Origin of the sequence: Mycobacterium haemophilum DSM 44634, assembly GCF_000340435.2 — a bacterium.
GTDB lineage: Bacteria > Actinomycetota > Actinomycetes > Mycobacteriales > Mycobacteriaceae > Mycobacterium > Mycobacterium haemophilum.
Window position 1 is genome coordinate 2,142,770 of record NZ_CP011883.2, and the last position, 14,964, is coordinate 2,157,733.

The 14,964-nt window shown below is 63.0% G+C and carries 13 protein-coding genes and 1 pseudogene; 8 read left to right on the forward strand and 6 right to left on the reverse strand.

The window, feature by feature from the left end; translation table 11 throughout:
* The first annotated feature begins 65 nt into the window (after positions 1 to 65).
* The 3 genes from B586_RS20885 to B586_RS10105 all read left to right on the forward strand — a co-directional run bounded on the left by B586_RS20885 (position 66) and on the right by B586_RS10105 (position 2,237).
* The gene (locus B586_RS20885) at positions 66 to 212 is read left to right on the forward strand and encodes a hypothetical protein (protein ID WP_156406746.1); all 147 of its coding nucleotides are present in this window, start codon (positions 66 to 68) and stop codon (positions 210 to 212) included.
* 385 nt (positions 213 to 597) lie between these two features.
* Positions 598 to 1,875 (forward strand): DEAD/DEAH box helicase, encoded by a 1,278-nt coding sequence (locus B586_RS10100; RefSeq protein WP_054880981.1) that lies wholly within the window; start codon positions 598 to 600, stop codon positions 1,873 to 1,875.
* A gap of 158 nt (positions 1,876 to 2,033) precedes the next feature.
* Complete coding sequence (locus B586_RS10105; RefSeq protein ID WP_047316097.1) at positions 2,034 to 2,237, forward strand: cold-shock protein; 204 nt, start codon at positions 2,034 to 2,036, stop codon at positions 2,235 to 2,237.
* Between the two features lie 226 nt (positions 2,238 to 2,463).
* On the opposite strand, the pseudogene B586_RS10110 reads toward B586_RS10105, so the two are convergent.
* Positions 2,464 to 3,172: pseudogene (locus tag B586_RS10110) on the reverse strand (VldE C-terminal domain-containing protein); the annotation flags it as partial.
* A 112-nt stretch (positions 3,173 to 3,284) separates the two neighbouring features.
* On the opposite strand from B586_RS10110, the gene B586_RS10115 reads away from it, so the two are divergent.
* Positions 3,285 to 3,518, forward strand: coding sequence for an MbtH family protein (locus tag B586_RS10115; protein ID WP_054880033.1), 234 nt, complete (start codon positions 3,285 to 3,287; stop codon positions 3,516 to 3,518).
* A 91-nt stretch (positions 3,519 to 3,609) separates the two neighbouring features.
* Here B586_RS10115 and B586_RS10120 read toward each other — a convergent pair whose 3' ends face one another.
* Both B586_RS10120 and B586_RS10130 read right to left on the reverse strand, forming a co-directional pair.
* Entirely contained in the window at positions 3,610 to 3,996 is a 387-nt protein-coding gene (locus B586_RS10120) for a hypothetical protein (protein WP_047316098.1), read from the reverse strand.
* Between the two features lie 529 nt (positions 3,997 to 4,525).
* Positions 4,526 to 4,771 carry a hypothetical protein gene (locus B586_RS10130; RefSeq protein WP_056936242.1) on the reverse strand — a complete coding sequence of 82 codons (246 nt, stop codon included), beginning with the start codon at positions 4,769 to 4,771 and terminating at the stop codon, positions 4,526 to 4,528.
* Positions 4,772 to 5,079: 308 nt separating this feature from the next.
* On the opposite strand from B586_RS10130, the gene B586_RS10135 reads away from it, so the two are divergent.
* The 3 genes from B586_RS10135 to B586_RS10145 all read left to right on the forward strand — a co-directional run bounded on the left by B586_RS10135 (position 5,080) and on the right by B586_RS10145 (position 10,810).
* Positions 5,080 to 6,822: a patatin-like phospholipase family protein gene (locus B586_RS10135; RefSeq protein WP_047316101.1), complete on the forward strand. Its 1,743-nt coding sequence runs from the start codon at positions 5,080 to 5,082 to the stop codon at positions 6,820 to 6,822.
* 227 nt (positions 6,823 to 7,049) lie between these two features.
* Positions 7,050 to 8,123, forward strand: a complete 1,074-nt coding sequence (locus B586_RS10140) for an alpha/beta hydrolase (protein ID WP_054880030.1) — start codon at positions 7,050 to 7,052, stop codon at positions 8,121 to 8,123.
* Between the two features lie 110 nt (positions 8,124 to 8,233).
* Positions 8,234 to 10,810, forward strand: a complete 2,577-nt coding sequence (locus tag B586_RS10145; protein ID WP_054880029.1) for an FHA domain-containing protein — start codon at positions 8,234 to 8,236, stop codon at positions 10,808 to 10,810.
* On the opposite strand, the gene B586_RS10150 is transcribed toward B586_RS10145, so the two are convergent.
* From B586_RS10150 to B586_RS10160, 3 genes are read right to left on the reverse strand one after another with little or no spacing between them, the layout of a single operon-like run.
* Positions 10,797 to 11,663 carry a DMT family transporter gene (locus tag B586_RS10150; protein ID WP_047316103.1) on the reverse strand — a complete coding sequence of 289 codons (867 nt, stop codon included), beginning with the start codon at positions 11,661 to 11,663 and terminating at the stop codon, positions 10,797 to 10,799. The genes B586_RS10145 and B586_RS10150 overlap by 14 nt on opposite strands.
* Positions 11,664 to 11,672: 9 nt before the next feature.
* The gene (locus B586_RS10155) at positions 11,673 to 12,221 is read right to left on the reverse strand and encodes a hypothetical protein (RefSeq protein WP_231584676.1); all 549 of its coding nucleotides are present in this window, start codon (positions 12,219 to 12,221) and stop codon (positions 11,673 to 11,675) included.
* A gap of 23 nt (positions 12,222 to 12,244) precedes the next feature.
* Positions 12,245 to 14,827 carry an ATP-binding cassette domain-containing protein gene (locus tag B586_RS10160; protein ID WP_418001101.1) on the reverse strand — a complete coding sequence of 861 codons (2,583 nt, stop codon included), beginning with the start codon at positions 14,825 to 14,827 and terminating at the stop codon, positions 12,245 to 12,247.
* Here B586_RS10160 and B586_RS20890 point away from each other — a divergent pair.
* Entirely contained in the window at positions 14,757 to 14,912 is a 156-nt protein-coding gene (locus B586_RS20890) for a hypothetical protein (protein ID WP_156406748.1), read from the forward strand. The two genes, B586_RS10160 and B586_RS20890, sit on opposite strands and share 71 nt — an antisense overlap.
* The last annotated feature ends 52 nt before the right edge of the window (positions 14,913 to 14,964 follow it).

Below are 14,964 nucleotides of genomic sequence, written 5' to 3' on the forward strand. Positions count from 1 at the left end.
TTTGGATCATACGTACCGATTCCCGCAATGTCTGGCAACCTGCACCCAGACGGGGCTTGCAGCAGATGATGGTAACGCCGATCCGGGTTGCCGCCGTCGTTCAGGTTATGACCATTCCCGCGGTGATCGGCATCGACGATGGGCGCTTTCTGCTCGCTGTTGGGCACCCCGAGGTCGACCGCAAACGCCAGACACTGACACGGACAAAGTGAAGTAGTTGCTGCCCAGGAGAATTCGGACGATCTTTGCAGTTCTAGCTATCTGGCTATGTCGCGAGGGTCCATTCGAGTCCGTGCTGGCCGCCGCTGCGGTCGAACATCGCCGCCCTGTCTAGGGCAGCGCTCGGCAGTGGGATACACTGACGGCAATGTTGGCGTCATGCAACAGCTGCCAACACGTCGTGGAACGCTCCTTCATCGCACCGGTGCCAGCCTGAAATTTGTGGCGGAAGCACCGTGTTCAGATGATCGATGGATCTAGCATTACCGTCTCGCGGCGATCGATTTTGCCCACCGGCAATCTCGCCAGCATGTGCCGATTAAGCGCGCGAACGGTCGCGACGATCCGGCACACCCGATGCCCGAAAGGCGCCGAAAAGTGATTACCGACAAGACTTTCGCCGATCTCGGTGTGGGCACACCACTGGTCGGCGTGCTCACCGCAGCCGGCATTACCCATCCGTTCCCGATCCAGGTCCAGACACTTCCCGATACGCTCGCCGGCCGAGACGTCCTCGGTCGCGGCAAGACTGGCAGCGGAAAGACGCTCGCTTTCTCGATTCCGTTGGTCAGTAGGCTCTCGGCAAGCAAGCGATCCCCGTCACGACCGTCGGGTCTGGTGCTGGCACCAACCCGTGAGCTGGCCACCCAGATCACCGCGACGTTGGAACCGTTAGCAGCCGCCTACAACTTGCGGGTTACCACCATCTTCGGCGGCGTGTCGCAGAACCGGCAGGTGATTGCGCTCAAATCCGGCGTCGACATCGTGGTGGCCTGCCCGGGTCGGCTCGAGGACCTGATGAAACAACGCTTGATCAGCCTCGACTCCGTCGAGGTCACCGTGATCGACGAAGCCGATCACATGGCCGATCTCGGATTTCTGCCCGGCGTCACCCGCATCCTGGCCGCGACACCGGCGGGCGGCCAGCGGCTGCTCTTCTCCGCAACACTCGACAACGGCGTCGACAAACTCGTTAAACGGTTCCTCCGCAATCAGGTGTTGCACTCCGTCGATGAACTCAACGCGCCGGTACCCGCGATGACCCACCACGTCTTCCATGTCGCCAACGCCGAGGCCAAGAAGGAGTTAGTGCACCGGCTAGCCTCCGGCGCCGGGCGCCGGATCCTCTTCATGCGCACCAAACATCACGCCCGCAAGCTGGCCAGGCAACTCACTGAATCGGGGATACCGTCAGTTGACTTGCACGGCAACCTGTCTCAGCCTGCGCGCGATCGCAATCTCGCCGCGTTCACTGCGGGTGAGGCCAGGGTTCTGGTAGCAACCGATATCGCCGCGCGCGGCGTGCACGTCGACCAGGTCGAGTTGGTGGTCCATATCGATCCGCCCAGCGAGCACAAGGCTTATCTGCATCGCTCCGGGCGCACGGCGCGGGCCGGAAACGCGGGCAACGTGGTCACCGTGGTGCTGCCCGAGCAGCGCACGGACACCCAGGCATTGCTGCAGAAGGCCGGCATCTGTGTCACTCCGCTGGAGGTAGCCGCCGACTCAGCCGAAGTGCATGCGCTGGTCGGTGAGATTGCCCCGTACCGGGTTTCGGCTCCCAAGGCTGCCCAGCCGCAACCGTCGCAGCATCGCGAGCCGAGCGGTGTCAGGCGCCGACGTCGGCGCCGTCGCCCACAACGGAGTCCTCGGTAGGTGGCGGCTCCCGCACACTAGGGACGAGTCTCGACAGGATGCCGCCGCATGACCACGTGTTCGCCAGCGCGCGAATGACTTTTTGTCCATCATTAATCCTGTTAGACTGCGCGGGGATGTTTTTTGGTACATCCGCTATAAATGAGAGAAGTAAGAAAATGGCACAGGGAACTGTGAAATGGTTCAACGGTGACAAGGGCTTCGGCTTTATCGCTCCTGACGACGGGTCAAAGGATGTCTTCGTTCACTTCTCCGAGATCCGTGGCAGCGGCTTTCGGACGCTCGAAGAAAATCAGCGTGTCGAGTTCGAGGTCGAGCAAGGACCCAAAGGTCCTCAGGCCGTCGGCGTGACCGGGGTCTAGCTGACCCGAACCCAATCGTGGGCTGGTGCGATGTTGCACCAGCCCATTGGTATGTTTAGGCGTCGCTAGCGGGCTGTCGGTGACATAACAAGCGATAGCCCCATTACAACGCCGACCATTTTTGTCATCTGTTTATGATTCGGGATCACCGCTAACACGAAAGCTCTGTTGACAAAACCCGGAGTCCGCCGGGTGCACCTTGCGCTTCGACTATTTGAGCAATTGATCACGCTGCCGGCGTAGAGCTCATGGATCCGATGTAATAGGTTTCGTGCCCAGTAGGGTATCCGCCGCCGTCGGTGGCGATATGAACGTGGTCGTAGTGGTTAGCCGTTTCTGAGCCGGAGTCCGCGGTCCAGCTCGGTGCGCCGATGCCTGGGTAAATTTTCTGCCGCCAGATCACATGCAGCACACCCCACCGTTTCGCATTCGCCAAGGCATACCCGGCGATTTGGTTGCCGAGCTCGATACCGTCGGGCGTGTCGTGGTTGGGGATCATTACGTCGATCGCCAACCCGTTGGGATGCCACTTCAACGGATCCTGCCGGAACCCGTAGATGGTGGCGATCTGCGGAAACAGCACGCTGATGGCGCGCGCCGCCCAGATGGTTTTCATCTGCAACCTCTCCTCCGACGCGACGCCACGAGGCAATGCGACCAGGAACTGCTGGGCAGCGACGGGTGCGTTTGCCGCCAACGAGTCCGCCTCGGCGGGGCTGGCGATGGGCGGCGCGCCAGCTGGCGCAGGCACCGGGCGCGGCCGGGCTATTGTCGGGGTCTTAGCGCAACACGGATGCTCTGTGCTTTGGGCGTACAGCATGGCCGCAGACACGACAAGTGAGACGGCGATTGCCAGCCAGCGGCCCCGACCGTTGGCTAACACGACTGTGCCCACGAAGAGCACTTTAGTGTCGTGTGCGACGCGTGTGGCGAGCTTCGTTATCTCCTGGTTGCTTGCTGTGGCACGCTGTGAGCTAAGCTCTGTGAACGGTTGCGGGCCCGCTGGTCCGGCCCTCGACCCATCTCGAGTAGGTGGTTTGGAATCGAATGAGCATCGATCCGTTTGACGACGACAACGGTAGCTTTTTCGTCTTGGTCAACGACGAGGAGCAACACAGCCTGTGGCCGGTGTTTGCTGATATTCCGGCCGGCTGGCGGGTGGTCTACGGTGAAGCGACCCGGGCGGCCTGCATCGACTACATCGAACAAAACTGGACCGATATACGGCCAAAGAGTCTGCGCGACAGGCTGACACAGGAGGCGGGCGCTTCCGATTCGTAAGCTGGCCGTCTTCTGAAACCGAATGAAACCGAAAAGTCCGTATTTACCCACCGTCGGCCAGTTCGCTGTCAGCCACGTATGGGGTGGTCGCTCACTGGGAATCCCATTCGACCTCATCTCGTCCGACGACCAGCGGAATCGAGATCGTTCCCGCACCGCCGGACACCAAAATCACCCAGCGGCCATCAACGGGCAGGATTACGTCGATATCGAAGAACGCGAAACCGGGGAACTTGCCAATGGCGGCCGCTGGCACCTGGAACCGTTTGCGCACCGGCTCGTCAAACGTTGGTGGTCTGATTTCCACGTCAACCTGCCGGTCCGAACCATCGGCATCAGGCTCGGTCAACACCACAAGTACAAACCGGGCTAGTCGGTCTGGCCCCACCGCAAATCTGGACAGCACACCGCCCGACAGATTGAGCTTGTTGTCTACCGTCGCAGCCGCTTCGGCGAGAAAGGCCCACGCAACTGTCACATCATCGAACCTACCGTGCAGTCGGTGGCGTCCGCGCACGAAACTCAGACTCGTCGGGTAAGTGGCCGGCCTCGCGTCGTCTGTCGGCACCGGCGCCCAAGCATCACGTGCCGTTACCTTCTAGGTCAGCGACGGCCCGTCTCGGGTGGTCGTGGGTTTCACCGGGCGAAGCTGTCGGGTGGGGCTGGCGGGCGATAACCGGAAATATGGTCTCGATACCACGCCGGCTCTTGATCTTGACCTTTTGGCCATCGCCCCACGTGTAATGCGTCCGAGCCGCCTGGCGCACGCCGCTGGTTACCATCACCGCCGCCAGCCCGTCGCGGCCGGCGAGACCGGCCAATCGGAACGCCCCAACTCATGCGAATCGGCGAGTTATCAGGGTCACGCAACGGCAACTCGGGCCCGAGTTCTGCTACCCGCCGATTAGCAGCGAGCGCGAGAGCGTGCCGTGATGAGCATGTAAGACACCACCCAGCTCATGCCACAGCGTGCTGAGGCTTTGCGCGATGACCCTTCATCCGTCGCCTCAGAGATCATCGAGTAGTTCACGATGTCGCCGACCACCAATCACCATGGCAGCCTGGCTGATCCGGGTCACCGTGGGGCCCGGGGACATGATTGCGACGGCGGTGAATCGATGCGAGCGGAAGGTCAGCGCCACATCGCCGATCCGGATTTCGTCGCCGCCTTTGATCGGTTGCGGTACCGCGCGGGCAAGGTAGCCCAGGGGCTCGTCGGGCTGTCGTCCGAACACCTCGATAGAAGGGGTCATTTAGTGCCTCGCTGCTAGCCGTTGCCGCGCTCAGACCACTCAACGCGAAGCCGCTGCCATGCCGATTCTCCTCCGCTGTCGCGACGTCGGCGTCCTGCTCGGTGGACCGGTGCACCGCCCGCTTCGCACCCCAGCTGCAGGCGGTGCGCAAGATCCGTCTGGAACGTCGGTCGCCGGATAAGCTGCCGACTGAACTACCTCAATCGTTAGGGAGCGCCGCGGAGGGACAACCATGCGTTCAGCGAACCAGCATGCGGGCCGGTGGAGCATTAAACTAGTCCGCTTCGGAAATCCGTGAGCCTCGGTTCATGACCGCAAAACGGCAGGGGCGTAAGGCCGACGAGCGAACCGTGCTCCGCAATGTTCCGATACTCGCTGACATCGACGATGAACATCTCGATCAGCTTGCGCGCGTTGTAGATCGTCGCCACGTCCCGGCTGACGAGTGGCTTTTCCGGGAAGGCGACCCATCAGACTCCATCTACATCGTTGACTCGGGGCGGTTCGCGGCCGTTGGTGCCGATGGACAGCTGATTCGTGAGATGGGATCCGGTGACTCAATCGGAGAACTGGGCGTGATCGCCGGTGCTGGTCGCTCGGCGAGCGTACGAGCGCTTCGCGACAGCGTCGTGTGGAGGATCGCTGCTGACTCGTTCACCGAGGTCCTCACGACAACTCCGAAACTGCAATCGGTGATGCTGCAAGCGATGGCGACCATGCTTCGCGAGTCGCGATCTGCGAACGTCTCCAGGCGTCCCCGGGTCATCGGTGTGCTGTCAACGGGGGATGCCGCCGCGCTGCCGATTGTTGACGCGATCGCGACTCAACTGAGTGTCCACGGCCAGACGACCGTGGTCGCTCCGCCGGTCGACACAACGGCTGATGTCAGCGGTTACGGTGAGCTTGTCGAAGCATTCAGCGAGATCCTTGATCGAGCAGAGCGAAGCAACGATTGGGTCTTGCTGGTGGCCGACCGAGGATCAGGCGACCTATGGCGGCGATTTGTTGCTGCGCAAAGCGATCGGCTCGTGGTCCTTGTGGATGAACCCTATCCACCGAACGGGTTCGATTCGCTTATTGCTCAACGGCCGGTCCACCTGGTGGCATGCATGGCCGAGCCGGATACGAGTTGGTGGGATCTGCTGCAGCCACTCTCGCATCACCCGCTCAGCGACGAAGGCATCGGTGCGCTAGCCCGCAGAATCGCCGGCCGATCCCTTGGCCTCGTGATGGCCGGTGGCGGGGCTTGGGGACTCGCGCATTTCGGTGTTTACGATGAGCTCACTCGGGCAGGCGTCGTCATCGATCGGTTTGCTGGAACGAGTGCCGGTGCGATTGCGGCGGCAGCCTTCGCGTTGGGGATGGACGCCCCGGAGGGCATCGCGACGGCACGACGGTACCTTGCCGATAGCAACGTACTCGGCGACTACACGGTCCCGGCGGTCGCTTTCATTCGAGGTGCACGCGTTGATCATCTGGTTGAGGTCGTCTTCGGCGGCACCTTGATCGAGCATCTGGCACGAGAGTTCTTCTCCGTCTCTGCGGATCTTGTCACCGGCGATCAGGTCATTCATCGGCGTGGACCGCTGTCACTGGCCGTGCGTGCATCGATCTCGATCCCCGGTCTCATACCGCCAGTGCGACAGGGCGAGCAGCTTCTCGTCGACGGGGGAATCTTGAACAACCTTCCGGCCGACGTGATGTGCGCAGACTCAGATGGCGAAGTCATCTGCGTCGATCTGCGTCGAAAGTTCACGCCGTCGAAGAGCTTTGGCCTGCTGCCGCCAATCTTTCAGCCGCCCGGGTTCGTTCGGCGGTTGTTAACTGGCACGGATGTCGCCCTACCCCCGCTGCAAGAGACCATGCTTCGCGCTCTTGACCTTGCGGCCTCCACGGCGAATCTGCGCGATTTCCCGCGAATTGCGGCCATCATCGAGCCGGACGTTTCAGCGATCGGCGTGCTGGACTTCAAAAAGTTGGATGCCGCCGTGGCGGCTGGGCGGGCGGCAGCGCGAGCAGTTCTCGAAGCGCAGCCGGACCTCGTTCGCTGAGCCTGCGACCACACGTGGTGCGCGTGATGCACCGGGAATCAACACCGCGATGGCGTGTTTAATCGCGACCAGGGTCAAACGTCTTTGGGACGATTTAAATTGGGAGTGCTTATACCCGTTTAATCTTGGTTGTAAACGTGACAAACCCAACGCTGGCAGAACACGTGAGCTGCGGTTTGGCAGCCCAGATAACGGGTACTCGCTGGCGCATAGGGAGTTGATCGTAAATGGCTACGAAGGTAGACGCATACCGCTCATTACCGCGCAAGTCATTACCGCGTAAGGCGATTGATCGGCGTATTCATCATGGTCATAGTGCACAATCGGTTGCCGTGTCCTGGGCGAGCCGATTAATCGTAAAGAATGCGGTGCGTGCCTGGAGCATGCAGCCGAATCTGCGCTGGCCGTTCGAGTACGTGGACGGTCTGGCAGGTTTGCTGCCACGTTTCCGGTCGAGAGTACAGATCGAACCAATACGGCTCGAGGACTGCACTGCCGAATGGATTCGTGTGCCTGGCGCGTCTTTGGCGCGTGCGGTCCTCTACCTGCATGGCGGCGCGTTCCTCTCCTGCGGCCTCAACACCCACCGCTCGCTGGTGACACGCTTGTCGAAGGCGGCGGACGCCGGCGTGCTTACCGTCGGATATCGAAAGCTGCCATCGCATCAGATAGTCGACGCGATCAACGACGGAATGAGCGGACTTCGCTGGTTGCAGCAGCGGGGATACGACGACGACCAAATAGTGGTCGCCGGTGACTCTGCCGGCGGATACCTCGCGTTCATGACAACGCTCGCTGCCATTCGCACCCACCTTGCGAAGCCAGCCGGAGTTGCGACGGTCTCTCCTTTCACCGATGCGGATCCGTCTCGGAAACTCAGACACCGCAACGCGCGCCGGTGCGCGATGTTCACCCGCGGGGCGTTGTCGATGTTTGCTCGATACCTTGGCGAGGCGCAGCTTTCGGACGCAACGGGTACCTCGGGTCGTATTGTCTCTCCGGTGGACGCAGATTTGTCCTTGCTGCCGCCAGTAACCATTCACGCAAGTTCCGACGAGTTGTTGCTCCCAGACGCCGAGCTCATGGCGAAACGTCTGAATGCAACGGGAATCCGCTGTGATCTCCACCTGTGGGACGGGCAAATTCACGACTTTCCCCTGGCGGCCGACATCTTGCCCGAGGGGAGGCGAGCCATTCGATACATCGGGGATTTCGTCAAAGAGGTCACCGCCGGACAAGACACTCGCGAATATGGCGCGGCGGGCGGCGTGCAAAGGACGGCGACAGCAGGACGGCAATAACGAATCAACAGGCGTTGGACCCCCGGGTTAGCGGGGGAGATGCCGCGGTTTAACACGCTAAGCCGCCGGAATGGCGTGCAGTAGCGCCGATACCGATACAGTTGGTCCTGATGAGCCGAACAGCCCCACCTGTGCTGACCGTGCGGTATGACGGATCTGAGCGCACCTTCGCAGCTGGCAACGATGTCGTCATTGGTCGTGACCTGCGGGCGGACGTCCGCGTCGCGGACCCGTTGATTTCCCGGGTACACCTGGTGCTGCGATTCGACCAGGGCCGATGGATCGCCGTCGACAACAACAGCCTCAATGGGCTGTATGTCAACAACCGTCGCGTGCCAGGTGTTGACATCCGGGACGGCCAGCAGGTCAATATCGGCAACCCGGACGGTCCGGCGCTGGTCTTCGAGGTCGGTCGGTATCGGGGTTCAGCAGGCCGGCCGCCCGCGACGACGTCGATACCCTTGATCAGCCAGCCCAGTGGATCATTGCCGACCCAGGGCCCGCCGCAGGCCGTCCCGTCCTGGCCGCACCAGCCATATTCGCCCACCGGACCGCAGCCGGGCTACCCGTCGGGGCCACTGCTGCGGCAACCGGCCAGCGGGCCGCAACCAGTCCGCTCGCCGACCGGATCGCAGCAGGCGCCGCAGATCTATCGGCCACCCACCGCCCCGGCTCCGGCGACCGACCGTGCCAGCGGGGACACCGGAAACATCGCGACATCGATGATGAAGATCCTGCGGCCGAGTCGATCGGCGGTGTCGTCCACGCCGGGCGCCGTCAAGATCGGCCGGGCCAACGACAACGATATCGTCATCCCCGAGGTGCTGGCATCACGCCACCACGCCACCCTGCTCCCGACGCCCAACGGTACCGAGATCCACGACAACCGCAGCATTAACGGCACCTTCGTCAACGGCTCCCGCGTCGATGTAGCGCTGCTGTGCGACGGCGACATCGTCACGATCGGCAACATCGACTTGGTCTTCGCCGGCGGCACGCTGGCACGCCGCGACGAAACCGCGACCGCAACGCGCACCGGCGGCCTCGATGTGCGTGGGGTGACGTGGACGATCGAAAACAACAAGATGTTGCTGGACAGTATCTCGTTGACTGCGCGCCCCGGAATGTTGACCGCCGTCATCGGTCCGTCGGGTGCGGGCAAATCGACCTTCGCCAGGTTGGTGGCCGGGTACACGCACCCGACCGATGGCACGGTGGCGTTCGAGGGCCACAACATTCACGCCGAGTACGCGTCGCTGCGTAGCAGGATCGGCATGGTGCCGCAAGACGACGTGGTTCACGGTCAGCTGACCGTGAACCAAGCGCTGCTGTATGCGGCTGAACTGCGGCTGCCGCCGGACACCACCAAGGCTGACCGCACCCAGGTGGTAGCCAGGGTGCTCGAGGAACTCGAGATGATGCAGCATCTTCAAACTCGAGTCGACAAGTTGTCCGGCGGTCAGCGCAAGCGCGCGTCGGTGGCGCTGGAGCTGCTCACCGGTCCGTCGCTGCTGATCCTCGATGAGCCGACGTCCGGTCTGGACCCGGCGCTGGACCGGCAGGTCATGACCATGCTGCGGCAGTTGGCCGATGCAGGTCGGGTGGTGCTGGTGGTCACCCACTCGCTGACGTACCTGGATGTCTGCGATCAGGTTCTGCTGCTGGCCCCCGGCGGTAAGACTGCCTTCTGCGGGCCGCCTAGCCAGATCGGCGCGGCGATGGGGACAACGAACTGGGCCGATATCTTCAGCTCGGTCGCCGACGATCCTGACGGCGCCAAGGCTCGATACCTAGCCCTGACCGGTCCTACCCCGCCACCGCCGCCAGTCGAGCAACCCGCCGAGCTGGGTGATCCCGCGCACACCAGCCTGTTGCGGCAGTTTTCCACGATCGCCAGGCGGCAGCTGCGGTTGATCGTCTCCGACCGCGGCTATTTTGTCTTCCTGGCGATGTTGCCGTTCATAATGGGTGCGCTGTCGATGTCGGTGCCCGGCAACGTCGGTTTCGGTGTCCCGAACCCACTCGGTGACGCGCCCAACGAGCCCGGGCAGATCCTGGTGTTGCTCAATGTCGGTGCGGTCTTCATGGGCACCGCGCTGACCATCCGCGACCTCATCGGTGAGCGCGCCATTTTCAAGCGGGAGCAGGCGGTTGGCCTGTCCACCAGCGCGTACTTATTGGCGAAGGTCTGTGTCTACACCGTGTTCGCGGTCGTTCAGTCGGCGATCGTGACCATCATCGCGCTACTAGGCAAGGGCGGTCCGACCCAAGGCGCCGTGGCCTTGGGCAAGCCGGGTCTGGAGCTGTTCGCCGATGTCGCTGCCACCTGCGTCGCGTCGGCGATGCTCGGGTTGGCGTTATCGGCGGTAGCCAAGTCCAACGAACAGATCATGCCGCTGCTGGTGGTGGCGGTCATGTCGCAGCTGGTGTTCTCCGGGGGGATGATCCCCGTGACCGCGCGCCTCGGCCTGGACCAAATGTCTTGGGCCACACCAGCGAGATGGGGTTTCGCGACGTCGGCTGCTACCGTCGACCTGATCAAGTTGGTGCCCGGCCCGCTGACGCCGAAGGATTCACACTGGCATCACACGGCCGGCACCTGGTGGTTTGACATGGCCATGCTCGCATTCATCAGCATCTGCTACCTCGGCTTCGTACGCTGGAAGATCCGCCTCAAGGGTGGTTGATCACACGAGGTTCGGGAGCAGCAGTGGCTTCGCCGAGTCGGGCCAATAACAGTGTGGCGGCAACTGCGACAACGAATCCGACGAAAACCATCCAACCCAGGCCGTCGCGGGTACGGTCACCCAGCCACACCACTCCGATGAGTGCGGGCGCGACCGTTTCACCAAGCACCATCCCGGCGACGGCGCTGGTCACGGATCCCCGATGTAACGCCGATGTGAGCAGCAGAAATCCTACGCCGGCGCCTCCGGCTGCCGCGTAGAGGGCCGGGTTGGTGTAGAACGTGGCCTTGGTGGGATCGAGCACATCGATCAGACGCACGCCGACTTCGATCACGCCGAAGCCGGTTCCGCTGCCAATCCCCAGGACGAGTGCGCGCGGGCGTTCGCTCATCTGGCCGGCACCCGCACCGGCGAAAAATACTGCGGCGACCACGCCCAGCAGCGCCCAGCCGAGCCAGGTCGGGCCGGGCCGGGAACCCTCCGGTCCGGCGGCAACGCCGAGCATCGCGAGACTCAGGCACACCACACCCACGGCCGTCCACTCTGAGCGTGACAGTTGCGCCGACAGCATCCAGGCGGCTGCCATCCCGGTGACTGCGATCGAGGCGGCTAACGCGGCCGCGACCACATAGATCGGTACCAGGCGCAGCGCCGCGATTTGCAACACAAAGCCGAGGCCGTCAAGCGCAATGCCGGCTCGATAGCGCCACTGCCGAACAGCGCGCATCAGCAATACCGTGTCGAGGCCCGAGCCGCTGCCGGCTTCCACCGATCGCGTTGCCGCCGCCTGCAACACCGAAGCCGTGCCAAAACACATCGAGCAGCCCAGCGCGAGCAGCAAACCGATGAGCACACATAGACCCTAGTCGTCCGACCTGCGCCGAGTTCCATTGGTGCAGCGGCGGACCTCGTCGGTTGACCGACGTGACGGGTAGAGGTAGTGCAACACCAGCGCGGTGACCACCCCATAACCGAGGTGGGGAACCAGATCGCTGATCCACCCCACGACGCCCCAGGTCCGCGGGTCGGTCACGCCCAGCACGGTCATCGGTCCATTGGTGCCAATCAGGGCAATGGCCGTTGCGACCAACGTGGCGAGGGGTAACCCCGGTCGCCAACCGAACGAATAGGCTAGCCCAAGTAGCATGCCCATCCCGATACCGGCAGCAAACCCGGTGAGCGCGCCGAGGCCCGAGAGTCGATTCGCCAGCATGTCACCGGCCCCTGGGACGGTGAGGCCGAACAACGTGGCCATGGCCTGTACGGTCCTTTCTGGCGTTGTGCTTGTCGGCCGGCCCCGCACCACGATGTCCAGGTAGCCAATCACATTGAGCGCAGTGGTGCCCGCGGCGCCGGCGGCAGCACCGCTCAGTACGCCCGGCCAAATTCGGGCAATCCGTGCGGTTTTCATTGCGACTGCCTCCTGAGGGTTAGCTACCTAACGTGGCAAATGCCCAAGTAGGTTGCGAGGTGTTCGCCGGTGAGCGTGCAGCGCGCATTGACCAGGGTCCGCGGTGTTCCTTCAAAAACGACACGGCCGCCATCATGCCCCGCGGCCGGCCCCATATCGATGATCCAGTCGGCGTGCGCCACGACCGCTTGGTGGTGCTCGATGACGATCACTGACTTGCCGGAGTCGACGAGTCGGTCGAGCAGGCCGAGCAGTTGTTCGACATCGGCAAGGTGCAGGCCACTGGTCGGCTCGTCAAGGACGTAGACATCCGCTTTTGCTTCCCCTATGTCGGTGCCCGTGTTTCCCAATCGGGTGGCCAGCTTAAGCCGCTGCCGCTCGCCGCCGGACAGCGTAGTGAGCGGCTGGCCCAGGCTGAGGTAGTCGAGCCCGACGTCGACGAGCCGGTCGAGGATGATATGTGCGGCAGGTGTACGCGCCGCGCCGGTACCAAAAAACGCCAACGCTTCGGTCACCGGCATCGCAAGCACCTCGCTGATGTCGCGGCCGCCGAACTTGTACTCGAGCACCGATGCGTCGAACCGCTTTCCGTCGCACTCCTCACAGGTGGTCGCTTCAACATAAGGGCTCGCCGTCATCGCCAGATCGGCGTAGATCACGCCGGCGCCGTTGCAGCGCGGACATGCGCCCGCGGAATTTGCGCTAAACAGAGCCGGTTTTACGGCGTTGGCCTTCGCGAACGCCTTGCGGATCGGATCGAGCAGTCCGGTATAGGTCGCCGGGTTGCTCCGCCGCGAGCCGCGGATCGGGGCCTGGTCGACCACCACCACGCCGTCCCGCCCCGACACCGATCCGTTAATCAACGAGCTCTTGCCCGAGCCCGCCACCCCGGTGACCACGACCAGCACCCCCAGCGGGATGTCGACGTCGACATTGCGCAGGTTGTGGGTGTTCGCGCCGCGTACCTCCAGCACACCCGACGGCGTCCGCACCGTCTCCTTAAGGGAAGCCCGGTCGCCGAAATGGCGGCCGGTGATGGTGCCGCTGGTTTGCAGCTCCTCGCTGGTCCCGTGGAAGACCACCTCGCCGCCGGCCGGACCAGCGCCGGGTCCCAGGTCAACGATGTGGTCGGCGATCGCGATCATCGCCGGCTTGTGCTCCACAACCAACACGGTGTTGCCCTTGTCGCGCAGTCGCAGCAGCAGGTCATTCATCCGTTGGATGTCGTGGGGGTGTAGTCCGATTGTCGGCTCGTCGAAGACGTAGGTGATTTCGGTGAGCGAGGATCCAAGGTGGCCGATCATCTTGACGCGCTGCGCCTCGCCGCCGGACAACGTGCCTGACGGGCGGTCCAGGCTGAGGTAGCCCAGCCCGATCTCGACGAACGAGTCAAGGGTGCGTTGTAAGGCCGCCAGCAGCGGTGCGACCCCAGGTTCGTCCAGCCCTGTCACCCATTCCGTGAGGTCGCTGATTTGCATCGCGCAGGCGTCGGCGATGTTGATCTTGTTGATCTTCGACGATCGGGCCGCCTCTGAGAGCCGGGTGCCGTCGCACTCGGGGCACGTCATGAAGGTCACCGCTCGCTCCACAAATGCGCGGATATGCGGCTGCAACGCGTCAATGTCTTTGGACAGAAACGACTTCTGCATTTTCGGGATCAGGCCCTCGTAGGTGAGGTTGATGCCGTCGACCTTGATCCTGGTCGGCTCCTTGTAGAGGAGATCGTTTAACTCCCCTTTTGTGAACGTGCGGATCGGCTTGTCCGGATCGAAGAAGCCGCATCCGGTGAAGATGCGGCCGTACCAGCCGTCCATGCTGTAGCCGGGGACGGTGAGTGCACCCTCGTTGAGCGATTTGCTGTCGTCGTACAGCGCGGACCGATCGATGTCGGTGATCGCGCCCCGGCCTTCGCAGCGTGCGCACATGCCGCCGGTGATGCTGAAGCTGCGACGCTCCTTGACGGTCCTGCCGCCCCGTTTCAGGGTGACCGCGCCCGCTCCGCTTATCGATGCGACGTTGAAGGAGAACGCTTGCGGAGAGCCGATGTGTGGCTTGCCGAGTCGACTAAAAAGGATGCGTAGCATCGCATTGGCGTCGGTGGCGGTGCCGACCGTGGAGCGGGGGTGGGCACCTATCCGCTCCTGGTCGACGATGATCGCCGTCGTCAGCCCATCCAGTACGTCGACGTCGGGTCGTGCGAAGGTCGGCATGAAGCCCTGCACGAAGGTGCTGTAGGTCGCGTTGATCAGCCGCTGTGACTCCGCGGCGATGGTGCCAAACACCAACGAGCTCTTGCCTGAGCCGGATACCCCGGTGAACACCGTCAGCCTGCGCTTCGGGATCTCGACGCTGACATCTTTCAGGTTGTTCACGCGCGCACCGTGCACGCGGATCAGATCGTGGCTGTCGGCAATCTGTCCCACCGTTCCTCCCAGCGTTAGCGCAGCTGCTGTATGCGGATTGGCTGTTTTGTGAGCCGGCCTGCACTCGCTCGAAGGTGTCGTCGAGGTCTTTGGTGGCCAGCAGCATCTTGCCGTGTCTGACGTCAAGGCGCACGTCGAAGCCGAGGGTGTCGCGGTAGAAGCCCAGGGAGGTGTCAGGGTCATCGTGCGGGAGGAAGCTCGAATGGGCATCTGTTTCGCCACGCACAGCGGCATCCCTGCCATCGCATTCTCCGGTTGTCGCCGGTAGGCGCCCGCTGGCGTCCCGCCACTGCGCACCGAGCATCCCAGCATATCGTTGA

Bases quoted from the DNA above. Each gene is read 5' to 3' on its own strand.
- B586_RS20885 (WP_156406746.1), top strand. From the start codon at position 66: ATGATGGTAACGCCGATCCGGGTTGCCGCCGTCGTTCAGGTTATGACC.
- B586_RS10105 (WP_047316097.1), top strand. From the start codon at position 2,034: ATGGCACAGGGAACTGTGAAATGGTTCAACGGTGACAAGGGCTTCGGC.
- B586_RS10115 (WP_054880033.1), top strand. From the start codon at position 3,285: ATGAGCATCGATCCGTTTGACGACGACAACGGTAGCTTTTTCGTCTTG.
- B586_RS10130 (WP_056936242.1), bottom strand. From the start codon at position 4,771: ATGACCCCTTCTATCGAGGTGTTCGGACGACAGCCCGACGAGCCCCTG.
- B586_RS10135 (WP_047316101.1), top strand. From the start codon at position 5,080: ATGACCGCAAAACGGCAGGGGCGTAAGGCCGACGAGCGAACCGTGCTC.
- B586_RS10140 (WP_054880030.1), top strand. From the start codon at position 7,050: ATGGCTACGAAGGTAGACGCATACCGCTCATTACCGCGCAAGTCATTA.
- B586_RS10145 (WP_054880029.1), top strand. From the start codon at position 8,234: ATGAGCCGAACAGCCCCACCTGTGCTGACCGTGCGGTATGACGGATCT.
- B586_RS10155 (WP_231584676.1), bottom strand. From the start codon at position 12,221: ATGAAAACCGCACGGATTGCCCGAATTTGGCCGGGCGTACTGAGCGGT.
- B586_RS10160 (WP_418001101.1), bottom strand. From the start codon at position 14,827: ATGACCCTGACACCTCCCTGGGCTTCTACCGCGACACCCTCGGCTTCG.